The 23,170-nt window shown below is 73.2% G+C and carries 17 protein-coding genes; 11 read left to right on the top strand and 6 right to left on the bottom strand.

All coding sequences use genetic code 11. The annotated features are described in order from the left end of the window. Nucleotides 1-298 precede the first annotated feature (298 nt). The 8 genes from ACZ6SD_RS00020 (at nucleotide 299) to ACZ6SD_RS00055 (ending at nucleotide 7,573) form a co-directional block, all read left to right on the top strand. A complete protein-coding gene (locus tag ACZ6SD_RS00020; RefSeq protein WP_465314631.1) occupies nucleotides 299-955 on the top strand; it encodes an amidase family protein in 657 nt (218 codons plus the stop codon). 57 nt (nucleotides 956-1,012) lie between these two features. Next, entirely contained in the window at nucleotides 1,013-2,200 is a 1,188-nt protein-coding gene (locus tag ACZ6SD_RS00025; RefSeq protein WP_465314632.1) for a sensor histidine kinase, read from the top strand. Continuing rightward, nucleotides 2,200-2,850, top strand: a complete 651-nt coding sequence (locus ACZ6SD_RS00030) for a response regulator (protein WP_465314633.1) — start codon at nucleotides 2,200-2,202, stop codon at nucleotides 2,848-2,850. Before ACZ6SD_RS00025 ends, ACZ6SD_RS00030 begins: the two co-directional genes overlap by 1 nt. Nucleotides 2,851-2,894: 44 nt before the next feature. Further along, on the top strand, nucleotides 2,895-4,403 hold the full coding sequence (locus ACZ6SD_RS00035) for a hypothetical protein (protein ID WP_465314634.1): 1,509 nt from the start codon (nucleotides 2,895-2,897) through the stop codon (nucleotides 4,401-4,403). Further along, a complete protein-coding gene (locus ACZ6SD_RS00040) occupies nucleotides 4,400-4,807 on the top strand; it encodes a FixH family protein (protein ID WP_465314635.1) in 408 nt (135 codons plus the stop codon). The genes ACZ6SD_RS00035 and ACZ6SD_RS00040 overlap by 4 nt, the downstream gene beginning before the upstream one ends. 21 nt (nucleotides 4,808-4,828) lie before the next feature. Beyond that, on the top strand, nucleotides 4,829-5,959 hold the full coding sequence (locus ACZ6SD_RS00045) for a hypothetical protein (RefSeq protein ID WP_465314636.1): 1,131 nt from the start codon (nucleotides 4,829-4,831) through the stop codon (nucleotides 5,957-5,959). Nucleotides 5,960-5,961: 2 nt separating this feature from the next. Then, the gene (locus tag ACZ6SD_RS00050; RefSeq protein WP_465314637.1) at nucleotides 5,962-6,501 is read left to right on the top strand and encodes a hypothetical protein; all 540 of its coding nucleotides are present in this window, start codon (nucleotides 5,962-5,964) and stop codon (nucleotides 6,499-6,501) included. Nucleotides 6,502-6,601: 100 nt separating this feature from the next. Further along, entirely contained in the window at nucleotides 6,602-7,573 is a 972-nt protein-coding gene (locus tag ACZ6SD_RS00055) for a small ribosomal subunit Rsm22 family protein (protein ID WP_465314639.1), read from the top strand. On the opposite strand, the gene ACZ6SD_RS00060 is transcribed toward ACZ6SD_RS00055, so the two are convergent. Then, a complete protein-coding gene (locus ACZ6SD_RS00060) occupies nucleotides 7,528-8,817 on the bottom strand; it encodes a PucR family transcriptional regulator (protein ID WP_465314641.1) in 1,290 nt (429 codons plus the stop codon). The two genes, ACZ6SD_RS00055 and ACZ6SD_RS00060, sit on opposite strands and share 46 nt — an antisense overlap. Before the next feature lie 288 nt (nucleotides 8,818-9,105). Here ACZ6SD_RS00060 and ACZ6SD_RS00065 point away from each other — a divergent pair, with 288 nt between their 5' ends. Next, nucleotides 9,106-9,534, top strand: a complete 429-nt coding sequence (locus ACZ6SD_RS00065) for a MerR family transcriptional regulator (protein WP_465314957.1) — start codon at nucleotides 9,106-9,108, stop codon at nucleotides 9,532-9,534. On the opposite strand, the gene ACZ6SD_RS00070 is transcribed toward ACZ6SD_RS00065, so the two are convergent. From ACZ6SD_RS00070 to ACZ6SD_RS00080, 3 genes are all read right to left on the bottom strand, one after another. Then, nucleotides 9,489-10,136 (bottom strand): class I SAM-dependent methyltransferase, encoded by a 648-nt coding sequence (locus ACZ6SD_RS00070; RefSeq protein ID WP_465314643.1) that lies wholly within the window; start codon nucleotides 10,134-10,136, stop codon nucleotides 9,489-9,491. The genes ACZ6SD_RS00065 and ACZ6SD_RS00070 overlap by 46 nt on opposite strands. Before the next feature lie 82 nt (nucleotides 10,137-10,218). Continuing rightward, nucleotides 10,219-10,767, bottom strand: coding sequence for a hypothetical protein (locus ACZ6SD_RS00075; protein ID WP_465314644.1), 549 nt, complete (start codon nucleotides 10,765-10,767; stop codon nucleotides 10,219-10,221). 162 nt (nucleotides 10,768-10,929) lie between these two features. After that, nucleotides 10,930-12,111, bottom strand: a complete 1,182-nt coding sequence (locus ACZ6SD_RS00080; RefSeq protein ID WP_465314645.1) for an LLM class flavin-dependent oxidoreductase — start codon at nucleotides 12,109-12,111, stop codon at nucleotides 10,930-10,932. Nucleotides 12,112-12,326: 215 nt separating this feature from the next. On the opposite strand from ACZ6SD_RS00080, the gene ACZ6SD_RS00085 reads away from it, so the two are divergent. After that, entirely contained in the window at nucleotides 12,327-13,046 is a 720-nt protein-coding gene (locus ACZ6SD_RS00085) for a DUF2306 domain-containing protein (protein ID WP_465314646.1), read from the top strand. A gap of 103 nt (nucleotides 13,047-13,149) precedes the next feature. Here ACZ6SD_RS00085 and ACZ6SD_RS00090 read toward each other — a convergent pair whose 3' ends face one another. Both ACZ6SD_RS00090 and ACZ6SD_RS00095 read right to left on the bottom strand, forming a co-directional pair. Continuing rightward, entirely contained in the window at nucleotides 13,150-13,491 is a 342-nt protein-coding gene (locus tag ACZ6SD_RS00090) for a winged helix-turn-helix transcriptional regulator (RefSeq protein ID WP_465314647.1), read from the bottom strand. Between the two features lie 70 nt (nucleotides 13,492-13,561). Further along, nucleotides 13,562-14,446, bottom strand: coding sequence for an NAD(P)-dependent oxidoreductase (locus ACZ6SD_RS00095; protein WP_465314648.1), 885 nt, complete (start codon nucleotides 14,444-14,446; stop codon nucleotides 13,562-13,564). Between the two features lie 551 nt (nucleotides 14,447-14,997). On the opposite strand from ACZ6SD_RS00095, the gene ACZ6SD_RS00100 reads away from it, so the two are divergent. Then, a complete protein-coding gene (locus ACZ6SD_RS00100) occupies nucleotides 14,998-23,103 on the top strand; it encodes a type I polyketide synthase (RefSeq protein WP_465314649.1) in 8,106 nt (2,701 codons plus the stop codon). The last annotated feature ends 67 nt before the right edge of the window (nucleotides 23,104-23,170 follow it).

Below are 23,170 nucleotides of genomic sequence, written 5' to 3' on the forward strand. Positions count from 1 at the left end.
TTCGCTGGTCTCCACGGTCGATTCGGGTGATCCGGATTGGTCGTCCGCGGTTCGCGCTGTGGAGTTGGGCGGTTTGTCCCGGCCCACTTCGCTGGTCTCCACGGTCGATTCGGGTGATCCGGATTGGTCGTCCGCGGTTCGCGCTGTGGAGTTGGGCGGTTTGTCCCGGCCCACTTCGCTGGTCTCCACGGTCGATCCGGGTGGCCCAGACTTGTCGCCCGTGGACCGCCCTGCGGATCTAAGTGATGTGGCCCGGTCTGCTTCGCCGGTTTCCACGGGTGGATCGGACTGGTGGCCCGTGGTCCGCGCCGCGGGTTGGTCCCGGCCCACCTCCCCGGCCCACCTCTCCGGGCTCGGTGGCGCGCCCCGGCGCGCGCTGTCCGCTGTTTCCACTCTGGGGCTGGGCGATTCGTCGCGGCTCAGCTCGACGGTCGGCACGGTCGGGTCGGGTGGTGCGCCGAGGGTTGTCGCGGTGTGGTCGGTCGACCTTGGTCTCTGCGCGGTCGACGCGGAAATCGGCGCCGTCGCTCGGGCCGAGGCGGATCGGCTGGCTGTGGGCGCGGGGATCGTCTGGGTCGACGTCGATGTTCGGTTGCGCGATCCCGGCGCGGCCTGGCGGGCGCTGCGCGACTCGGCCGCCGACCACACCGAGGCCGAAGTCGTCCGAGCCCACAACGACGCTGTGCTCTCGGCGGTGTTCGGGGAAGTCGACCTGGTGGTCACGCCGACCACGCCTCGACCGCCGCATGGTCATGATGGGCCAGGGGAGCACCTGTCGGTCGCGTTGACCTGGGCCGTGAACCTCAGTGGGCATCCCGCGATCAGTGTCCCGGCCGGGTTGTGGGACGGCGTCCCGGTCGGCCTGCAACTCATCGCCGCGCCTGGGCGGGAGGATCTGCTGCTGAGCGTCGCCGCCGGGAGCGGAATGGGAGGACGCCCAACACCTGCTCGTTGAGCGAGTTTGCGGGGCGGTGGGGCTTCGACTGAATGCTGTCCGTGTCAAGCTGGCGGGGTGTTGGACACGGCGACGGTGGTGCGTCGGCAGTCGGTGGCGGTGGCTGGGTTCTGCGCCGTCGCCGACGTCGGCGTGCTGGTCGTGTTGTGCCCGGGGCTGTGGTCGACGCCGATCGGGTGGGTGGCGGTGGTGCTCACGGTGGTGGTCGACCTGGCGTTGGCCGCGCCAGCGCGGCTTTCCGCGGTGGTGGCCGTGGGACACGCCGTGGTGCAGATGGTCGGGCCCGCGCTGCTCAGCGGAGCCGGGCCGTACCGGGGGAGCAACGAGGCCGGGCAGTTGATCGCCGGGTATCGGGTGGGGGCGTGGTCGGGGCGGTGGGAATCCGCCGTGGCGATGGGGGCGCTGGCCGCCGGGATGGTGGGCGGGCGGTTTCTGCAACCGGGGCGCTACCTGCTCACCGACTGGCGGATGATCGCCTTGGATGTGCTCGCGTCCGCGTTGCTGCCCTGGTTGGTGGGGCGCAACACCACGACCAGGCGGGGGCATCTCGCCGATCTTGAGCAGCGGGAGAGTCGTCGGCGCGCGGAGGAACGCGCCGCCATCAGTCGGGCGGTCGCCGAGGAGAGGACGGCGATCGCGCGGGATTTGCACGATGTCATCTCGCACCATGTCAGCGCCATCGGGGTGCACGCGGGCGCGGCGCGGCTCGCGCTGAGCGACCCGCCGGTGAACGGGGGTCCGGAGAGCACGGTGCGGCGGTCGCTGTCGGCGGTCGAGACCGCCAGTCGGTCGGCGATGGTCGATCTGCGCAGGCTGCTCGACCTGCTCCAGCGCGGTGACGACGGCGCCGTCCGGCAGCCGGGGCTCGACGATGTGGACGACCTGGTGGCGGGCATCCGCGCGGCGGGGCTGTCGACGCGGGTCGTCACCGCGGGGCCGATCGGGGACGTGCCGCCGTCGGTGGACGTGGCGCTCTACCGGATCGCGCAGGAGGCGTTGACCAACGCGCTTCGGCACGGCGGTGGGAGCGCCGAGGTCGTCGTGCGCAGAGGCCCGGCGGACATCGTCCTCACCGTCGCCAACGACCTGGCGGACCCGGCCCCGATCGGGGACGGGCGCCATGGCCTGGCGGGCATCCGGCAGCGGGCCGCGCTGTTCGGCGGCGAGGTCGACTGCGGACCGACGCCGGACGGTCTCCGCTGGACCGTGCGGGTCACCGTGCCGCTGGAGAACCGGGAGAGCTGATGGCCCTGCGCGTCCTGCTCGCCGACGACCACGCCATGTTCCGCTCGGGGATGCGCGCGATCCTCGACACCCAGGCCGACCTCGACTGCGTCGCCGAGGTGGGCGACGGGGCCGCCGCCGTCCGCGAGATCGCCCGGCTGCGGCCGGACGTGGCCGTGGTGGACGTCCGGATGCCGAGGCTGGACGGGCTCGCCGCCACCGAGGCGATCTTGGCCGCGGCGGGCAACCGGACCAGGGTGCTCGTGCTGACCACCTTCGACCTGGACGAATACGTCTATCGCGCGCTGCGGGCAGGCGCGAGCGGGTTCCTGCTCAAGAGCCTGCCGCCGGAGGAGATGATCTCCGCGATCCGGATCGCGGCCCGCGGCGACGCGCTGATCGACCCCTCGGTGACCCGGCGGCTCGTCTCCCGGTTCACCGCGACCCTGTGGCCCGCCGCGGTCGAGCACGACAAGCTGACCTCGCGGGAACGGGAGGTGCTGCTGCTCCTGGCCGACGCGTTGAGCAACGCCGAGATCGCCGCCGAGTTGAACATCGGCGAGGAGACGGTGAAGACGCACGTCTCCCGCGTCCTGGCCAAGCTCGGCCTGCGCGACCGCGTGCACGCGGTCGTCTACGCGCACCGACACGGCCTGGTCCGGGGGCCCTGAGAGGGAGTGTCCCCCGGACGGGGGACCTGGAGTCCCCTCTGGTCATGACGATCTCAGGCCCGTCCATCGGTAGCGTCCCGATCGTGCGGATCGCGGCTCGACTGATCGCGGTGCTGGTGCTGGCGTTGACGCTGGCCCTGCCGTCGATGGCGCACGCGGACGGCGGCCCGGTCGGCGCGGACCTGCACATCGCCCAGACCCTCGGCGACCGCGAACTCACCGTCGTGGTCCGCCGTGCGGACGGCGCGCCCGCGCCGCTGCGCGTCGACGTGATCACCCACGCGGGCAGCCCGGCCGGGACGCTGCGGCTGCGGCTGGTCCCGGCGGGCGCGCCGCCGGTCAGCGAGACCACGATCGCCCTGGCCGCCGACCCCGGCCCGCACAGCGCGACCCTGCGCGTCGACCGCTTCGGCGCCTGGGACCTCGAACTCGACGACGGCGCGCACGTCGCCCGGGTTCCGTTCACCGTGCCGCGGCGGGTCACGCTCGCCTGGGAGAGCGCGGCCTACGGCGGGTTCGTCGCGGCGGGCGGGTTCCTGCTGGTGGCGCTGCTGCTCGCGGCGCGGCGCAGCAGGCTGGCCCTGGTGCCGGTGACGGGTGTGGTGGTGGCGTTGTCGGTGGCTCTCACCGCGGCGCTGCTCTCGCCGACGATCGGAGTGCCCGCCGTGGCGGCTTCGCGGCCCGCGGTGAACCTCGCGGCGCTGCCGATCGGCTTGGCCGCCGCCGGGCACCCGGTCGAGGTGGCCCTGCGCTTCACCGACAGCGCCACGGGCCGGGTCGCGGACGACTTGCTGGTGCACCACAACGCCCTGGTGCACCTCGCGGTGGTGAGCCCCGGCGGCCACCTCGCGCACCTGCACCCGGTGCGCGCCGCGGCGGGCGACTACCGGGTCCGGTTCGTCCCGGAGGAGGGCGGCAGGCACGCCATGGCCGCGGAGGTGGCGCGGCTCGGCGGCGGGGTGCAACTGGTCCGTGCCGCGATCGAGGTCACCGGCCCAGCCTCGGCGGAACCGCCCGCGATGCTGGTGCGCGGCCTCAGCACACCGGCGGCGTCGGAGTCGCCGCCTGCCGCATCAGGCGGTCCTGGCTCGGCGGTGCCCGTGGTGAGCGGTCCCACCGCACCGCGGGCCGTCTCGGGCGATCCCGCGCCGGTGGCCAGCGGTCCTGGCTCCGAGGTTCCCGTGGTGGGCGGGCAGACGGCTCGGGTGACGGTGGGGGCCGTGCGCGCCGGGCGGCCCGCCACGCTGGCCGTCGATTTCGGCGGGCCCGCCGACCTGCAACCGTGGCTCGGGATGCGCGGGCACCTGATCGTGCTCGGCCCGTCGCCCGCTGAGACCGTGTGGGCGCACGCGCACGCCCTGACCCCGACGACGCCCGGGGCCACCGGAGGGCAGCCCGACGAGACCGTCGCCGCCTACGACCCGCGCGTCGAGTTCACCTTCACCTTCCCCGAACCGGGGCGCTACCGGCTGTGGTTCCAGGCCGAACGCGACTACCGGGTGCTGACCGTGCCCGTCCTGCTCGACGTTCCGCCCGCCGAGGAGCAGCGGTGACGCCGCGCGGGAAGGCGGTGCTCGCGGTCACCGTCGCCGTGGTGGTCGCCGCGCTGGTCTGGGTGTGGCGGCTCGGCGGCGACGACGGGACGGTCGACCTGCGCGCCGGGACGCCGAGCTACGCGGTGCGGCTGACCATGGCCGACCCGGGGGTCGGCGCCAACTCCGTTCTGGTCGAACTCACCGACCCCGATGGGCGGCCGGTCGCCGCCGACGAGGTCACCGTCGAGCCGGTGATGGTCGACATGGGCCACGCGCTGACCCCGGTCACCGCCGTCGCCGAGGGCGTCGGGCGGTACCGGGCCGACCGGACCGACCTGCCGATGGCCGGGTCGTGGGAGATCACCGTCACCGTCCGACGCGCCTCGACCACCGAGCACGCGGTCTTCAGCCTGATCGTCTAGTCCGACTCCCCAGGAGGCACGATGGATCTCACCGCACCGGGCGCGCACGGCGTCCGGTCCGCCGCGACGCCGAGGACGGTCGCGCGGGGCCTGCCCACCGCCATGACGCTGTTGGCGGGCAGCGTGCTCGGCCTGATCGGGCTGTCCTGGGACGTGCAGTGGCACACCGACGTCGGCCCGGACACGTTCTTCACCCTGCCGCACCTGTTCATCTACGCGGGCAGCGCGCTCGCTGGCCTGGCCGCCCTGGTGGGGGTGCTCGGCGCGACCGCGGCGGCCCGCGCGGGCCGCCCACTCGATCCCACGGTCGGCGGCGCGGCGGTCGGGGTGTTCGGCCGGACCTTCGCCGCGCCGCTGGGTTACCTGATCTCGGGCGTCGGCGCGGCCGTCTTCCTGCTCTACGGACTGTGGGACCTGTGGTGGCACGGCGTCTACGGCTTCGACGCGGTGATCGACTCACCTCCGCACATCGGGCTGCTGCTGTCCGGAATTGTCACCATGGTCGGCACGATCATGGTCTTCGCCGCCGCGGCTGACCAGCGCTGGGGCCGGGTCGGCGTGGACGTCTCCATCGCTCTGACCGCCGCGAACGTCACCATCACCGTCCTGGGCCTGAGCGACGTCGGCGGCCCCGTGGACGCGGTGAACACCGCGATGGCCTGGCTGGTGGTGATCCTCCTGCTGACCGCGGCGGGCTTCCGCCGCACCCGGGGCGGGGCGGTGATCATGGCTGTCTGGCTGGCGGTCATCCAGGCCGTGACCTGGTGGTTCTCCCCCTGGGCCGCCTACGCCTACGCCGACGCGGTGGGCCTGCCGGTGCGCGACTACATCAACGGCGTCCCCGTCATGCCCGCGCTGATGCCGATGGCCCTGGTCGCGGTGGCCCTGCTCACCGAACCCATCCTCAACGCGGCCCGCGCCCGCGCCAACCGCTGGCTTCCCGTGGCCGCGGGCGCGCTGGCGGGCGCGCTGATCGCGGGTTTGCAGGGCGTCCAGGACTCGATCGTCTACAGCTTCCCCACCCCCGGCCCCGGCACCCTGCTTCCCACCGCCGCGGCCGGGGCCGTGCTGGGCGCGTTGGCGGGCCACCTCGGCTGGCGCTTCGGCCACATGCTGCGCCTGGTCAACCGCACCCGACCGGAAGGACACTGACGATGCGCCACCGACTGCGCGGGCAGGCCACCTTGCTGGCCACCGTCACCGCGCTCCTGCTTGTCGCCACCCCGGTCGCGCAGGCCTATGAGCCGGTCAACATCGTGCACACCGAGAAAGTCCAGGCGGGCCCGTATCCGATCACGGTCGGTTTCAGCACCTGGCCGCTGCGGGCCATGCAGTCCCTCGACTTCACCTTCGCCCCGGACGGCGGCATCGAGGGCAAGTCCGGCACCCTCTCCATGACCCCAGCCAGCCGGTCCACCGAGTCGCGTAAACGCCCCCTGGTCCGCCACCCCCGCAAACTGGAGGTGTGGGGTCTGGACATCCGCGCTCTGGAAGAACAGGGCGACTGGACGTTCCGGTTCCGCGTCGACGGTCCACAAGGCCCGGGTGAAGGCGCGCTGACCCTGACCGCCTTGGAGCCCCCTGGCCCGCCGATGGCCCTGAACTGGTCGCTCAGCACTCTCCCGCTGATCGGTCTGGTCGCTTTCCTGGCCATCGCGTGGCGTCGGACGCGCGCGGAGGCGCTGTCGGGGTGAGGTCGGCGGGTTCTCCGGCGGGGCAGGCTCGGGTGGAACCACACCCGGCCCCGCGACCAGCGGGAACCCGCCGCACCGGGGACTGGCATCATTGCCCATCGTGTCCGCCCTGCCCGCCGATCTCGCCACCGCCCTCGACACCGAGTTGGCGCGTTTCCCGGCTCACCGGATGGCGGACGCGGTCCAGGGACTGATCCACCGCTACCGCACCGGCGTCGACCCGGCCACCCAGGTCCTCGACGCGGATCTCACCGTCGCCGCCTACGCCGCTTACCGCATGCCCGCCACCTTCGCCGCCCTGTCGGCGGCGCTGCGGCAGGTCAGCCTGCTCGCCCCCGGTTTCGCGCCCCGATCCCTGATCGACCTGGGCGGCGGAACCGGGACCGCCGTGTGGGCGGCGGCGCGCACTTGGCCGTCCCTGACCGAAGTGACCGTGCTGGAGCAGTCGATTCCGGCGATCGCCCTGGGAAAGCGGCTCGCCGCGCGATCGGACGTCGCCGCGATCCGGGCCGCGACCTGGCAGCGAGCGTTCGTCAGCGGCGCCGTCGACGGCGAGGCGGACGTGATCACACTGTCCTATGTGCTCAATGAGCTCGCGGCCGACGTCCGCTCCGACCTGGTGGCCGCACTCGCCGAGCGGGCGGGCGTCGTGGTCATCGTGGAGCCTGGCACGCCAGCGGGTTACGAGCGCGTCCTCGCCGCGAGAGACGACCTGATCCGGGCCGGGGCGCGGATCGTCGCGCCCTGCCCGCACAACGGAACCTGCCCCATTCCCCGTGGCGAGGACTGGTGCCACTTCGCCGAGCGGCTCAACCGCAGCGCCCTGCACCGCAAGCTGAAAACCGGCGCGCTCGGCCACGAGGACGAGAAGTTCGCCTACGTCGCCGCGACCCGCGCCGACTGGGTCGCCGCGGACAACCGGGTCATCCGGCATCCCCGCAGCCGCAAGGGACTGGTGTCCCTGCGACTGTGCACAAGCGACGACGGGCTCACCGAGGCCATTGTCACCAAACGCAGCCCAGCGGCCTATCGCGCCGCTCGGGACGTCGGGTGGGGCGACCCCTGGCCCTGAGTCCTTTTCGGACTGCGCAGCGCGCGGGCCCGCAACGCGATCTCGATGGCGAAGCGTTTCTCGTGGTCGGTGAGGCTGTCGCCGAACAGGTCTTCGAGTTGGTGCAGGCGGTAGCGGACCGTCTGCGGGTGCACGGAGAGTCGGGTGGCGACCTCGGCGACGCCGCCGCGGGTCGCCAGCCAGGCCAGCAGGGTGCTTTCCAGGCGTTCGCGCTGCTTGTCGGTCAGGTCGGCGAGTGGGGCCAGCACGTTCTCCGCGATGCGGTCGACCAGGAACTCGTCGGACAGCAGGGTCAGGGCGGTGAGGTGGTCGTCGCAGCGGATGAGGGGCCTGCCGGTGAGCACCCCGCGGTTGGCCAGTTCGATCGCGCGGCGGGCCAGGGCCAGCGAGCGGGGCGCGTCGGCGACCTCGACCGCGGGGCCGACCGCGCCGCGCCGGGCGCCGAGTCGGGCCGCCACCGCGGCGAGGGTCGCCTCGTCCGGGTCGGGCAGGACCAGGCAGGGCGCAGGGCTTTCCAGGTCGACCAGCACGGTGTCGGGGAATATCGCGCGCGGCGTCGGGACGTGGTTTTCCAGGTGCGCCAAGGCGATCACGGCCAGCCGCTCGGGCATCGCCCACTCGGCGCTCGCGGCCATCGCGGCCATCGTCGCGGCCGGGGTCGGGGTCTCGGCCACCAGTAGCCGCAGCAACTCCTGCCGCCGTCGCTCGCGGGTGCCGCTGGCCCGCGCCTGCGCGTCGGTGTAGCCCTCGATCGCGACCGCGCACAGCTCGTCGACGTAGACGAAGATCGCGTCGGCGATGGCGAACAGCACCTCGGCCGACACGCCCGCCGCCTGCCCCTCGGCGCTCAGGTGCCGCCAGGCGACCCGGGCGCCGACGCGCACCGCGGTCTGCAGCGCGTCGGTGGTGCGGCCTTCGAGGAACTCGACCTGGCCCGCGCGGCGGAACGCCGCCGTCCACTCGTCCTGGCGGGCGTCGGGGTCGCCCAGGTAGTCATATGCCTGCCGGACGGCCATGTCGACGCTGCCGACCAGCAGCTCACGGAACTTGCCCGCCAGCGGGCGCTGGTAGGCCGCCACGGCGCGCTGGATCTCGGTGACCGCGTCGGCGGCGATCCGGCCAGCGAGGGGCCGCAGGCGTTCGGCGAACTCGGGCGGGACCGTCGCCCAGATTCGGCGCGCGGCGCCGCGCGGTTCGGTGCGGGGGCAGGCAGCAGCGGTGCCGCTGGACTTGTGCATCAGCATGCAGGGCTACTCCGATGTGACAAATGGACGAATAAGGGCTACCCCGACCGCCGTAGGCTGTGGCCGGACGATAAGAGCGGCTGATCGTCATTGTCAATAATTCGCACATTGCGGTCGCGCGACCTTAGTTGATTGAGGCGGCAACCTTTCCGGTAATGCGGAATCCGCCCTGCCTGGCCACGGTGGACTGTCCACTCCGGACGTCCACACCGGCTGGCGGACGTGACCGGCGTCTCGCTCGCCCCGTCCGCCTTGACGGCGGCCTGAGGTGTGCAAGTTAATGTGAGCATGAACTCCGGCGAGATGAGCATCGGCGACCTGGCCCAGCGCTTCGGGCTCGCCCCGCACGTGTTGCGGCACTGGGAGTCGATGGGCCTGCTGACGCCCAGCCGCCGGGTGAACGGGCGGCGGCGCTACGACGACGGGCACCTGACCGACATCGCGATCATCCAGCTCGGCAAGGACAGCGGCCTGTCGCTTGAGCAGCTGCGCTATCTGCTCGCCGAGGGAGCCGGACGCGCCGACCGGGCCGCGCTGCTGCGCGCGCACCGGGCGGCGCTGGCCCACCGCATCGCCGCGGCGCAGGCGTCGCTGGCGGTCGTCGACCACGCGCTCGACTGCGCCGCGCCGGATTTCCGCCGCTGTCCGGACTTCCTCGCCAAGGTCGAGGGCTATCTGGCCGAGGTGTCGGCCGACCGGGCGGCTCCCGAGGGGTGAAGGCGGGCGTCGAGCCGCGCGCACAGCGCGGCGACCCGGGGACCCCGCCGGGCCGGGCGGCGGCGCACCGAATCGGCCGCCACCGCCGGGTTCGCGCGCAGCGCGGCCATCGCGGGCTCCATCGCGGTGAAGCGGAAGTCATAGAGCGCGAGCACCCCGTCCGGCCGCGTGACCCGCACCAGCTCGGCCATGGCCGCGGCCGGGTCCGGCCAGTGGTGCAGCGCCAGGCTGGAGACGACCAGGTCCACCGAGTCGTCGGCGAACGGCAGGCGGGCCACGTCGGCGACGTGCAGCCCGACGCCCGAGCCCGCCAGGTCGCGCTCGGCGACGGCGATCATGTCGGGCGACCGGTCCACCCCGTGCAGGACCAGGTCGGGCCGGGCGGCCGACAGCAGCCGCGGCAGCCCGCCCGGCCCGGTGCCCACGTCCACCACCGTCGCGCGCTCACCGGCCAGAACGTCCACATCGGACGCTATGGCCCGGTAGAGCCCGGCCAGCGCCCAGTCCGCCCGGCGGGCGTAAGCTTCGCTCGCCCGCCGGTCGAAGCCGCTGTCGTCGTGGCCGCGGTGCACGGCCCCGTGCAGACGTTCGCGCAGTCCCATGGTGTTCCCCTCATGTCGGTGTGAACGGACGCCGCGACTGTGCCAATTCAGGTCGACATGAAGTCAAGGGCGGCGAGACCGCTCAGGCTGCCGCGCACGGCGACGGGGCCACCGCGCCCAGCGCGGTCGGCGTGGGGGCGGTGGTCGTGGTGGTCGGCGGGAGCGGGGTGGTGGTCGTGGGCGGGTCCACGGTGATCGGCGGCCCATGCACGGCCAGGCGGGTGCCCGAGCAGAGGCCGGTCTCGATCACGTAGTCGCTCGGGTCGCCGGTGGCGAACACCACGTACTTCTCCCACACGGTGAGTTTCAGGCCGCAGGTGGCGGACTGCACATAGGTTTCGACATTCACCAGGATCGGCGCGCTGCCCTTGTAGTTCTCCAGGCGCAGCACCAGATAGCGGTGCTTGTCGTCAAAGTTCTCCGGGGAGTCGCCGGGCACCAGGGTCTCGCTGATGACCAGTCCCGCGAACACGTGCTGGGCTCGCTGGTACTTGCTCCCCTCCCCGCCCGGGAAGCACGAGCACGCGTTCGCCGAGGTCACGAACAGGCCGACGAGCATGGTCGCGGCCAGCGCGATCACCGCGAGAACGCGCCCGAGCCGCCGGTCGCGCCGAGCGTGAAATGGGGACATGCCGTTCCTCCAGACCCTCCAGCGGGATTTTCTTGAGCCAGCCTAGAGTCGGGTTCCAAAAGGACAACCGCCGTTCGCAGCAGTAGTCGCCGGGGCGCGAACATCCCTGGTCACGCTGATGAGTGAATATGATCCCGTTTTTGGCATGCCCGGACAATCATTTCAGGATTTGTCGAACTCGGCGATCAGCTCGCCGGTCAGCCGGATGCTGGTCATCACCTGCTCCGCGCCAAGGCCGCCGATCTGGTGCAGGCACAGCAGCCGGTCGATGCCGAGGTCGGCGTAGGCGCGCAGCTTCTCCCGGCAGGTGTCGGGGCTGCCCACGATCAGCGACTGCTGCGCGCTGAGCACCTCGAACAGCTCGTCGTCGGGGATGTCCTCGCCCGCCAGGATGCGGCCGATGAGCACCTGCGCTGGCGTCGGGCCGGTGGCCGCCGCGCCTTCCGCGCGCAAGAAGTCCCCGGTCAGGCCGCCGCCCGCCGGGTCGGCCAGGATCGCCTGCTGGCGCTCGACCATGCGCTGGAAGTCCGTGCCCGCCTCGAAGAAGTTCAGCGCGGTCACCGTGTACCAGGCCGCGGCAGCGGCGGCGCCGTTGCGCATGGCCTGCTCGTCGGTCTCGGCGCAGTGCACGAAGGTGAAGAACCCGACCTGGTTGTTGACGAACGACCCGACCGGCTCGGCGCAGGACTCGGCCGCGGCCCGGTACAGCGCGATCATCCGCTCGACCCGGTCCAGCGACTCCCAGAAGGTGGTCCCGAGCACCCCGACCCCGCGCCTGCCCGCCTCCTCGAACGACGCCGGGCTCGTCGCGGCCTGCCACAGCGGCGGATGCGGGCGCTGCACCGGCTTCGGGGAGATCGACACGTCCCGGATGTCGAACCCGTCCTCGGTGTGCGAGAACCGCTCGGAAGTCCACATCTTCGGCACCATCTCGAACGCCTGCCGCGTCTGCTCGCGCACGTCGTCGGGATCGATGCCGAACAGCCGCCACTCCGGCACCGTGGACCGGGTCATCCCCAGCTCGACCCGCCCGCCGCTGAGGTGGTCCAGCGTCGCCGCCCGCTCCGCGATCCGGATCGGGTGGTTGAACCGCATCGGCGCGAGCACTGCGGCGTGGCCGAGCCGGATGAGGCTGGTCTGCTGGGAGATGGCCGCGAGCACCAGCTCCGGCGCGGACGACAGGCTGAACTCCCCGGCCCCGTGGTGCTCCACCTGCCACCAGCACCCGTACCCCAACTCGTCCGCGACTTTCGCCTGCTCGATGGCTTGCTGGAACCGGCGCTGCTCGGTGTCGGCGGACCAGGGGCGGGGGTTCTGGATCTCGTTGAAGATGTCGATCTTCATCGGGGTCTCCTTGTGGCTGCGGCGGCGGTGACGCGGTCGATCAGGGAGAGAGTCACCGCCGGGCGCGGTTTCGTTACCGGCGGCGCGCCTGACCGTCCACTGTGGAGCGCGGCGGTAGGGCTGTCCCTACCTTCCGTCCGGGTGTTCGCCGGCTGGAGAGCCGGGTGGGCGCTCCCTAGCGTCTGGGGCGACATCGACGCGAGGGGGACAGTGGGATGGCCATCGTCAGTGCTGAGGTCGACCGGGAGACCGGGCGCGGGAACGAACGGCGTCGTCCGCCGTGGTGGCGGCGGCCGTGGGTGGCGCCGCTGGGGGCGGTGATCCTGGTTTTCCTGGCCTACTCACTGCCGCCGTACCTGGGGCTCGACGCGGCGCGTTCCCGGGTGCCCGCGCCTGCCGGGTTCGCCGCGCACTACCCGATCCTGCTGGTGCACATCGGGTTCGGCACGGTGGCCATGGTGAGCGGCTTCCTCCAGGTGTGGCCGTGGTTTCGGGGCCGCTACCCGAGGGCGCACCGCAGGCTGGGGCAGGTCTACGTGTTCGCCGGGGTGCTGCCCGCCGCGGTGGCGGCCTTCGTGGTGGGGCTGGTGTCGCCGTTCGGGCCGATGGCGACGGCCAGCTCCATGGTGCTGGCACCGGTGTGGTTCGCGACCACCGTCATCGGGTACCGGCGGGCCCGGCAGCGGCGGTTCGGGGAGCACCGGGAGTGGATGATCCGCAGCTTCGTCCTCACCACGTCCACGATCACCAACCGCTTCTGGGCCCCGGTGGTGGCGGTGATCCTCACGCCGTCGCTGGACACGACCTTCGGGGGCAGCGAACTCGCGCTGGGCCAGTCGATCGCGGGGATCACCGCGTGGCTGGGCTGGACGCTGCCGCTGCTGGCCGTCGAGTGGTGGCTGCACCGGCGGCCCAGCCGCCGGACTGCCGGGTGAGGGCGGATAGCCGTGCGGCCCCTGGTCGCACGGCTATCCGGGTCACCAGATCGCCTGCTGTCAACGCCCGGATTTCGCGGCTGACCAACCCGTTCGGCCGTGGTCAGGCCACGCCAGTGGTCGTGTGCTGGATGCCCACCACGTTCTCTTCCGCCCACCGGCTCAGCGGCGTCAGCGCCTCGGTCAGCGAAACCCCCAGGGAGGTCAGCGAGTACACGACTCGGGGCGGGACCTCGTCGTGGGTTTCGCGGTGCACCAGGCCGTCTTCCTCCATCTCGCGCAGGTGCTGGCTGAGCACCTTCTCGCTCACGCCGACCACCTGGCGCTTCAGCTCCCCGAACCGCCGGGGTTGGCGGCTCAACTCCCAGAGAATGAGCACTTTCCACTTGCCGTTGATGATGTCGACGGCCGCGTCGAGACCGCACACGTAGTGCCGTCGTTTCATATCCCCCGCCCCCGTTTACCACGAAGTAAGTACCCGTCACCTTGTCGCTGAAGGATACGTCTTCGCTGCCTCAGCCTTCGAGCTTGAGGGCCTCGTAGACGCCGGAGAAGTCGTCGGAGCCGAAGCCAGCCGCGACCCGCTTGTCCATGAGGTCCTGCATCGGGTCGAGCAGGGCGGAGCTGACGCCCTGGTCGACGCTGGCCTGGCGGATGTTGCGGAAGCCGACCTGCTGCATGGCCAAGGTCGCGGCCACGTCCACGGTGTACTCGCCGGTGTCGATCTGCCTGGCGAAGTGCGGGACGACGCCCATGATCCCGGTGAGGTAGGGGAGCAGCAGGGACGAGGTGAACTCCCGCGCGCCGATGCCCGCGCCGCCGACGACGGCCATGGCGTGCACCGCGCCGCCGAGCATCCCGTACATCGCGCCGTTGAGGGCGAGGTCGAGCAGCGCGGCGTGGCCGGGGTCGGTCCCGGCGAACCGGGCGTCGCCGAGCACTTCCAGCAGCGGCTTGTTGTCCTCGAAGACCCGCGACTCGCCGCTGTAGAGCACGAACGCGCCTGGCTTCCCGATCATCGGCGGGACGGCCATGATGCCGCCGTCGAGGTAGGCGCAGCCCTTTTCCTTGGCCAGCGCGGCGATTTCCGTCGCCTCGGCCGGGAGGCCGTTGGTGACGTTGACCACGACACTGCCGTCGAGGGCGTCGCCCGCCTGCTCGAAGACGTCCTTGACCGCCCGGTAGTCGAGCACGCAGAGGACGACGGCCGCGCCCGCTCGCATCGCGTCGGCGACGCTGTCGGCCCGGTGGGCGCCCTTGGCGACCAGGTCGTCGGCCTTGCTCGCGGTGCGGTTCCACACCGTCGTGGAGTGGCCAGCCGCCAGGAACGCCTCGGCCAGGGCCGTCCCCATGTCTCCCAGGCCGATGACCGTGACGTCGGTTTTCCCGGTGCCCGCCATTGAACGTCCTTTCCTTGGATGTTGTCTGCGCCGACCAGTTTTCCGGCTCCGGCGAAATCGTCAAGTACTTACAACTTTGTTAGTGCCCAGCGGACTGTCGCGGTCCGATCGGCCGGTAATCTGTCAGCACGCACTCCAGTGATCAGGCTCCGGAAGTGTGACCAGGGGATTTCGGCGCTGTCACCATTGTTGGTCGCAGTTTCCTGATACCGGTTTTCCCAGGTGCGGCCGATCGGACCAGGTGTGCTCGGCCAACCGGGGCGGACGGTGGCGCGGTGCGCGGGCTTTCCTGGGAATCACCCCTAAGTGTCCCCTAGGAGTGCCTGGTGGAACCGTTGTGCGAGCGACAGCGCCTTAGGGGGGCCGGGGTGGATTTCCCTGACGTAGTGTCGAGATTCCCGGCGGACCTCGCCGGTGTCCCATTCGGCGTCGAATGGGCGCGCATTGTCGGTGCGGGCGGCGGGCCGGGCGGATGCCATTGCGGGCGCCCCGGCTCGCCTGCCGGAAATCCTTGTCCGGGCCGTCGGCCCATGGGTGGTGGAGAGGGAGACATGACCAGTCCATTCGGGCCGTCGGCCGAGTCGCCGCCGGAGCGCGCGATCGCCGTGGTCGGCATGGCGTGCCGATTCCCCGGCGCGGCCGACCCGGACGAGTTCTGGCGTGTGCTGCGCGACGGGGTGGACGCGGTCACCGCGGCCCCCGGCGACCGGCGCGGGCTGGACCCTGGCCTGCGGGCCGGGTTCCTGTCCGATGTCGACGCGTTCGACGCCGCCTTCTTCGGCGTCTCGCCGCGCGAGGCCGCCGCGATGGACCCGCAGCAGCGGCTGATGCTCGAACTGTGCTGGTCCGCGCTGGAGAACGCCCGCATCCGCCCCGGCGACCTCGCCGGGGCTGACGTGGGGGTGTTCGTGGGCGCCATGGCCGACGACTACGCGCGGCTGGTGCAGGCGGCGGGCGAGCGCGGCGTCACCCGGCACTCGATCACCGGCCTGAACCGGGGCGTGATCGCGAACCGGGTCTCCTACGCGCTGGGCCTGCGCGGCCCGAGTTTCGTCATCGACTGCGGGCAGTCCTCGTCCCTGGTCGCGGTGCACACCGCCTGCCGCAGCCTGCTCACCGGCGAGTCCGCCGTCGCGCTCGCGGGCGGGGTGAACCTCATCCTCACCCCGGAGAGCTTCCTCGTCGCCGAGCGCTTCGGCGGGCTGTCCCCGGACGGCCGCGCGTACACCTTCGACGCGCGCGCCAACGGTTTCGTGCGCGGCGAGGGCGGCGGCGTCGTGGTCCTCAAGCGGCTCGCCGACGCCATCGGCGACGGCGACCCGGTGCTGGCCGTCATCCGGGGCAGCGCGGTGAACAACGACGGCGGCGGGGGCAACCTGACCAAGCCCTCGGTCGAGGCGCAGGAACGGATGCTGCGCGCCGCCTACGGGCGGGCGGGCGTCGACCCGGCCGAAGTGTCCTTTGTGGAGCTGCACGGCACCGGGACCCCGGTGGGCGACCCGATCGAGGCCGCTGCCCTCGGCGCCGTGCTCGGCGCCGCCCGGCCAGCGGACCGGCCGCTGCCGGTCGGCTCGGCCAAGACCAACATCGGCCACCTCGAAGGCGCCGCCGGGATCGCCGGGCTGATCAAAGCCGTGCTGTGCCTGCGAGAGCGGGCGCTCGCGCCCAGCCTGAACCACGCGCGGCCCAACCCGGCCATCCCGCTCGACCGGCTCAACCTGGCGGTCCCGGTCGCTCCGCGCGAGCTGACCGGCCCGCTGGTGGCGGGCGTGAGCTCGTTCGGCATGGGCGGCACCAACTGCCACGTGGTCCTGGGCGAATGGTCCGCGACCCCCGCCGCGCCCACCGACAGCGGCGGCGGCATTGTCCCGGTTCCGTTGTCCGCGCGCGGTTCCGACGCGTTGCGCGGCCAGGCCAGCGCGCTGGCGGCCTGGCTGGCGGACCGGCAGGGGACCGCGGTCGGCGACGTCGCGCGGTCACTGGTGGCGACCCGCACCGAGTTCGAGTACCGCGCCGTGGTGCTCGCCGGGGACACCGAGGAACTGCGGGCGGGCCTGGCCGAGATCGCCGCCGGGCGCCGCTCGCCCGCTGTCGTCAGCGGCGTCGCCACGGCGGGCGGGCTCGCGGTCGTGTTCACCGGGCAGGGCAGCCAGCACCCGGGCATGGGCCGCGACCTCGCCGCCGCGTTCCCGGTGTTCGCCCGCGCGCTGGACGAGACCTGCGCGCTGCTGGACGCGCGGCTGGGCGGCTCGACCAAGGCGGTGATGTTCGGCGAGACCGGCGACCTGGACCAGACCATGCGCACCCAGGCCGCGCTGTTCGCCTACGAGGTCGCGCTGTGGCGGCTGCTGGAGTCCTGGGGCGTGCGGCCCGACCACGTGCTGGGCCACTCGGTCGGCGAGATCGTCGCCGCGCACGTCGCGGGCGTGCTGGACCTGCCCGACGCCTGCGCGCTGGTCGCCGCGCGCGGCAGGCTCATGCAGGCGCTGCCCCCGGGCGGGGCGATGGTGTCCTTGCAGGTGGCCGAGGACGAGTTGGGCGACCTGCCCGCCGGGGCCGCGCTCGCCGCGGTCAACGGCCCGCGCTCGACCGTCGTCGCGGGCGACGTGGACGCCGTCCTGGCCGTCGAGCGGCGGTGGCGGGACCGGGGTCGCAAGACGAAGCGGCTGCGGGTGAGCCACGCGTTCCATTCCCCGCATATGGATCCGATGCTCGCCGAGTTCCGCGCGGTCGCCGAGAGCCTGACCTACCGCCGGCCGACCCTGCCCGTCGTCTCGAACCTCGCTGACCCGGACGTGGCCACCCCCGACCACTGGGTGCGGCATGTCCGCGACACCGTGCGGTTCGCCGAGGGGATCGCCGCCCTGCACGCGGCGGGGGACCGGGCGTTCCTTGAGGTCGGCCCGGACGCGGTGCTGGTGTCGATGGCCCGCGACTGCGTGTCCGGCGACGACCTGGCGTTCCTGCCCACCGGACGCGCCTCCCGGTCTCAGGTCCACACCCTGCTGAGCGCCGTGGCGGGCCTGCACGCGCGCGGCCTGCCGGTGGGCTGGGACCGGCTGCTCCCGCCCGGCCGCCTGATCGACCTGCCCACCTACGCGTTCCAGCGCGAGCGGTTCTGGGTCGACAGCGCGGGCGCCGCGCCTCAGCCGCCGAGCCCGCCGGAGGTCCACACCGCGACGGCCGTGAGCGCGGGGCCGTCGGTCGCCGAGATAGTGCGCGCCGAGGTCGCCGCGGCGCTCGGCCGGTCGGCGATCAGCGCGGTGGAGGCGCGCAAATCGTTCCGGGACCTCGGATTCGACTCGCTCATGGGCGTCGAGTTCCGCGACGCGCTCAGCGCGGCGCTGGGCCGCCCGCTGCCCGCGAGCCTGGTCTTCGACCACCCCTCGCCCACGGCCGTGGCCGATTTCCTCGCGGGCGACACCGGCGCCGCGCCGGTCGCCGACCGGGTGGCAGCCGACGAGCCGATCGCGATCGTCGGGATGAGCTGCAGGCTGCCCGGAGGCGTCGACTCGCCCGAGGGGCTGTGGGAGCTGGTGGCAAGCGGAACCGACGCGATCTCGGCGTTCCCGACCGACCGCGGCTGGGACATCGCCCGACTCCACGACCCGGACGACCCGGGCGCGTCCCACACCCGCGAAGGCGGCTTCCTGCGCGACGTCGCCGGGTTCGACGCGGAGTTCTTCGGAATCTCCCCGCGCGAGGCTGCGGCGATGGACCCACAGCAGCGGCTGCTGCTGGAGGCGTCGTGGGAGGTCTTCGAGCGGGCCGGGATCGATCCGGTGTCGTTGCGCGGCAGCGACACCGGCGTGTTCGCCGGGGTGATGTACCACGACTACGCGGCCGAGTACGACAGCCTGCCGGAAAGCCTGCGCGGGCACCGGATGACCGGTGGCGCGGGCAGTGTCGCCTCCGGCCGGGTCGCCTACACGCTGGGGCTGGAAGGGCCCGCTGTCACGGTCGACACCGCGTGCTCGTCGTCGTTGGTCGCCCTGCACCTGGCGGTGCGGTCGCTGCGGTCGGGGGAGTGCTCGATGGCGCTCGCGGGCGGGGTGACGGTGCTGGCCTCGCCGTTCACCTTTGTCGAGTTCAGCAGGCAGGGCGGCCTCTCCGCGGACGGCCGGTGCCGCTCGTTCGCCGAGTCCGCGAGCGGCACCGGCTGGGCCGAAGGCGTCGGCGTCCTGTTGGTGGAACGCCTTTCCGACGCCGTGGCCAACGGACACCCTGTCCTGGCGGTCATCCGCGGCACGGCGGTGAACCAGGACGGCGCGTCCAACGGGCTCACCGCGCCCAACGGCCCCGCGCAGCAGCGGGTCATCGCCCGCGCGCTGGCTGACGCTGGCTTGCGTCCGTCCGATGTGGATGCGGTGGAGGCGCACGGGACCGGCACCCGGCTCGGCGACCCGATCGAGGCGCAGGCGCTGCTGGCCACCTACGGCCAGGACCGGCCAGCCGACCAGCCGGTGCTGCTGGGCTCGCTCAAGTCGAACATCGGCCACACCCAGGCCGCGGCCGGGGTCGCTGGCGTGATCAAGATGGTGCAGGCCATGCGGCACGGCGTGCTCCCGCCGACCCTGCACGTCGACCGGCCATCGTCCCAAGTGGACTGGACGGCGGGCGCGGTGGAACTGCTGACCGAGCGGCGGGACTGGCCGGACTACGGCCACCCGCGCCGCGCCGCGGTGTCCTCGTTCGGCATCAGCGGCACCAACGCGCACGCCGTCCTCGAACAGGCGCCGCCCGCACCCCACCGGCCCGACACGCCGGAGCGGCCGGTGACCGTGCCGCTGGTGCTGTCCGCCAAGTCCGACCGCGCGCTGCGGGCGCAGGCCGACCGGCTCGGCGGCGTTCTCGCCGAGCGCGACGCGGTGGACGTGGGCTGGTCGCTGGCGAGCACGCGGGCGGTGTTCGAGCACCGAGCCGTCGCCCTGAACCCGGATGCCCTGCGCGCCTTGGCTTCCGGGGGCGAGCAACCCGGACTCGTCACCGGCGAGGGCGCGGCGAGCCCGCTGGCCATCCTGTTCACCGGCCAGGGCTCGCAGCGGGTCGGCATGGGCCGGGAACTCCGCGCCGCCTACCCCGTTTTCGCCCGCGCCTTTGACGAGGTGTGCGCGCACCTCGACCCGCATCTTGACCGGCCGCTGGCCGAGGTGATCGACGCCGGAAGCGGCTTGCTGGACCAGACCCGCTACACCCAGGCGGCCGTGTTCGCCGTGGAGGTCGCGCTGTTCCGGCTCGTGTGGGAGTGGGGTGTGCGGCCCGATGTGGTGCTCGGGCACTCCATCGGCGAGATCGCCGCCGCGCACGCCGCGGGCGTGCTGTCGCTGCCGGACGCGTGCGCCCTGGTCGCCGCCCGCGGACGGCTCATGCAGGAACTGCCCCCGGGTGGGGCGATGGTCGCGGTGCGGGCGGCGGAAGACGAGGTGACGCCGCTGCTCGCGGACCGGCTCGACACGGTGGCCATCGCCGCGGTCAACGGCCCGCGATCGGTTGTCCTGTCCGGGCGGGAAGACGCGGTGCTGGCCGTCGCGGCGCGCTTCGCCGACCGCAAGACCAAGCGGCTCACGGTGAGCCACGCGTTCCACTCGCCGCTGATGCGGCCGATGCTCGCCGAGTTCGCCGACGTGGTCGCCGGGCTGACTTTCGGGGCGCCGACCATCGCCGCCGTGTCGACCGTGACCGGCGCCCCGGTCACCGACGAATGGTCCACTGCGGACTACTGGGTGCGGCACATCCACCAGACCGTCCGGTTCCACGACGGCGTGCGCGCCGCGACCGCCGCCGCGTTCCTCGAACTCGGCCCGGACGCGGTGCTCACCGCCATGGCCCAGGACTGCCTCGACGGCGAGCCGCTGCTCGTCCCCGCCCTGCGCGCGGGCAGGCCCGAGCCCGCCACGCTGCTCACCGCGCTCGCCCGGCTGTGGACGGCGGGCGCCGACGTGAACTGGCGCGCCGCGTTCGAGGGGACGACCTCCCCGCGCGTGGTGGAGCTGCCGACTTATCCGTTCCAGCGCGACCGTTACTGGGTCACGCCGTCGCCGCGGGCCGCCGGGTCGGCCGCCGCGCTGGGCCTCGGCGCGGTCGCGCACCCGGTGCTGGGCGCCGCGGTCGCGCAGGCGGACGCCGACCGCGTGCTGCTGACCGGGACGCTCGGCGCCCGCGCTCACCCGTGGCTCGCCGACCACGTCGCGGCCGGGTCAACGCTCGTGCCCGGCACGGCTTTCGTGGAACTCGCCGCGCGCGCCGGGGCCGAGGTCGGCTGCGACCTGCTGGAGGAGCTTGTCATCGAGGCGCCGCTGCCGCTGCCCGACGACACCGAGGTGGCCGTCCAGGTCGCGGTCGCCGAGCCGGACGCGGCGGGCAGGCGCACGGTGACTGTCCACACGCGACCGGACGGCGGGGAGTGGACCCGGCACGCGGAAGGGGTGCTCGCCCCGGCGTCTGCTGAAGCGCCGTCATTGGGCGCGTGGCCGCCCGCGTCGGCGGTGGCGGAGTCGGTGATCGCGCTCTACGAGGGGCTGGCCGCGGCTGGCCTGGACTACGGCCCGGCGTTCCGGGGCGTGCGCGCGCTGTGGCGCGACGGCGAGGACGTCTACGCCGAGGTCTCGTTGCCCGATGGCTTGGCGGACAAGGGGTTCGCCGTCCACCCCGCGCTGCTCGACGCCACGCTGCACGGCGCGGGCCTGTCGGGCTTCTTCGCCCAGACCGACCCGGACGGCCGCACCCGCACCCGGCTTCCGTTCTCCTGGAACGGGATTCGCCTCCACCGCACCGGCGCGACCGAAGTCCGGGTCCGCGTCTCGCCGGTCGGCGGCGACGCCGTGTCGATCACCGTCGCCGATACCGACGGCAGGCCGGTCGCCACGATCGAGTCGCTGACCGTGCGGCCGGTCACGGCGGGCCCGGTGAGCGGCGCGGGATTGTTCGAGGTGACCTGGACCAAGGTCGACCCGGACGGCGCCGCGGGCAAGGTCGCGTTCGTCGGCGCGGACCCGCTGGGCATCGGCGCGGCGGTCGGCGCGGTCGCGGTCCGTTCGCTCGACGGAGCCGCCGCCGCGGCGCCCGATCTGGTGCTGATGGCACTGCCCGCGGACCCAGACCCGGACGTGGTCGCGGCGACCCACCGGCAGACCCACGAAGCCCTAGCGCTGGTTCAGGAGTGGCTGGCCGACGAGCGGTTCGACTCGACCCGGCTGGTCCTGGTCACCGCGGGCGCGGTCGCCGGGCCGGGCGATCCGGACGTGGCGTCGCCGCCGCTGGCCGCCGTGTGGGGACTGGTCCGGTCCGCGCAGCGGGAGAACCCCGGCAGGCTCGGGCTGCTCGACGTGGACGTGCCCATCGGCGCCCGGGCCGACTGGGCGACCCTGCGCGCGGCGCTCGCGCTGGACGAGCCGCAGATCGCCGTCCGCGCTGGCGTCGCCTACGCGGCCCGGTTGCGCAAGGTCGAGGCGACGGCCCTGCCGCCCACCTTCGACGGCGCGGTCCTGGTCACCGGGGCGACCGGCGCCTTGGGCGCGCTCATCGCCACGCATCTGGTGCGCCAGCACGGAGTCCGCGACCTGGTCCTGGTCAGCCGCAGTGGCGACCGCGCGCCGGGCGTGCGCGAACTCGTGGCCGAGTTGACGGGGTTGGGCGCGACCGCGACCGTGGCCGCGTGCGACGTGGCCGACCGCGCCGCGCTCGCCGACCTGCTCGCCGGGCTCGGCAAGCCGCTGCGCGCGGTCGTGCACACCGCGGGCGTCCTCGATGACGGCATGGTCCCGGCGCTGACCCCGGCGCGGCTGGACACGGTCCTGCGGCCCAAAGTCGACGCGGCCTGGCACCTGCACGAGTTGACCGAGGGGCACGATCTGGCCGCGTTCGTGGTGTTCTCGTCCGCGTCCGGGGTGTTCGGGGCCGCGGGGCAGGCCAACTACGCCGCGGCGAACGGCTTCCTCGACGCGCTCGCCGCGCGCCGCAGGGCCCGCGGCCTGCCCGCGGTCTCGATGGCCTGGGCCCCGTGGGCGCAGGCGGGCATGGCGGACGCGCTCGCCGAGGCCGACCTCGCCCGGCTGGCGCGAATCGGCATGGCCGCACTGTCCACAGCGGACGGACTGGCGCTGTTCGACGCCGGACTGGCCGCCGACGCGGCGACGGTCGTGCCGCTGACGCTGGACCCCGCGGTGTTCGCCGCGGGCGTCGAGGTCCCGCCGCTGCTGCGAAACCTGGTGCGCCACCGGCCCAAGCGGCAGCGGGCCGCGGTCGCGGTGTCCGCCCGGGACGAGCTGGCGGCCGTCGCCGAGGCCGACCGCGCCGCCGCTGTCCTGTCATTCGTACGGGCCGAGGTGGCCGCCGCGCTCGACCACGGCTCGGCCGCCGCGGTCGACGTGGCCAAGGGATTCAAGGAACTCGGGGTCGACTCGCTGATCGCGGTCGAGGTGCGCAACCGGCTGAACAAGGCGCTGAGCCTGCGGCTGCCCTCGACCGTCGTCTTCGACTACCCGACCCCGGCCGACCTCGCCCGCAAGGTGGCGGGCGAGCTGTTCGCCGACTCGGCCCCGGCCGAGCCGCCGCTGACGGTGGTGGCCCCGGCGCCAGAGACCGTCGAAGAAGAGCTGATCGACGCCATGGACGTCGAGGACCTCGTGCGCCTGGTCCGCGCGAGCCTCGACTCCTGAGTCCTGGGAGGGAACAGCATGACCAACACCGAAGCCAGGGACCACAGCGATCGGATCGTCGCCGCGC

This window comes from Actinokineospora sp. NPDC051303, assembly GCF_055586285.1.

Coding starts and splice junctions, on each gene's coding strand:
- ACZ6SD_RS00030 (WP_465314633.1), top strand. CDS start 2,200: ATGGCCCTGCGCGTCCTGCTCGCCGACGACCACGCCATGTTCCGCTCG.
- ACZ6SD_RS00035 (WP_465314634.1), top strand. CDS start 2,895: ATGACGATCTCAGGCCCGTCCATCGGTAGCGTCCCGATCGTGCGGATC.
- ACZ6SD_RS00045 (WP_465314636.1), top strand. CDS start 4,829: ATGGATCTCACCGCACCGGGCGCGCACGGCGTCCGGTCCGCCGCGACG.
- ACZ6SD_RS00050 (WP_465314637.1), top strand. CDS start 5,962: ATGCGCCACCGACTGCGCGGGCAGGCCACCTTGCTGGCCACCGTCACC.
- ACZ6SD_RS00060 (WP_465314641.1), bottom strand. CDS start 8,817: ATGCTGATGCACAAGTCCAGCGGCACCGCTGCTGCCTGCCCCCGCACC.
- ACZ6SD_RS00065 (WP_465314957.1), top strand. CDS start 9,106: ATGAACTCCGGCGAGATGAGCATCGGCGACCTGGCCCAGCGCTTCGGG.
- ACZ6SD_RS00070 (WP_465314643.1), bottom strand. CDS start 10,136: ATGGGACTGCGCGAACGTCTGCACGGGGCCGTGCACCGCGGCCACGAC.
- ACZ6SD_RS00075 (WP_465314644.1), bottom strand. CDS start 10,767: ATGTCCCCATTTCACGCTCGGCGCGACCGGCGGCTCGGGCGCGTTCTC.
- ACZ6SD_RS00080 (WP_465314645.1), bottom strand. CDS start 12,111: ATGAAGATCGACATCTTCAACGAGATCCAGAACCCCCGCCCCTGGTCC.
- ACZ6SD_RS00085 (WP_465314646.1), top strand. CDS start 12,327: ATGGCCATCGTCAGTGCTGAGGTCGACCGGGAGACCGGGCGCGGGAAC.
- ACZ6SD_RS00090 (WP_465314647.1), bottom strand. CDS start 13,491: ATGAAACGACGGCACTACGTGTGCGGTCTCGACGCGGCCGTCGACATC.
- ACZ6SD_RS00095 (WP_465314648.1), bottom strand. CDS start 14,446: ATGGCGGGCACCGGGAAAACCGACGTCACGGTCATCGGCCTGGGAGAC.
- ACZ6SD_RS00100 (WP_465314649.1), top strand. CDS start 14,998: ATGACCAGTCCATTCGGGCCGTCGGCCGAGTCGCCGCCGGAGCGCGCG.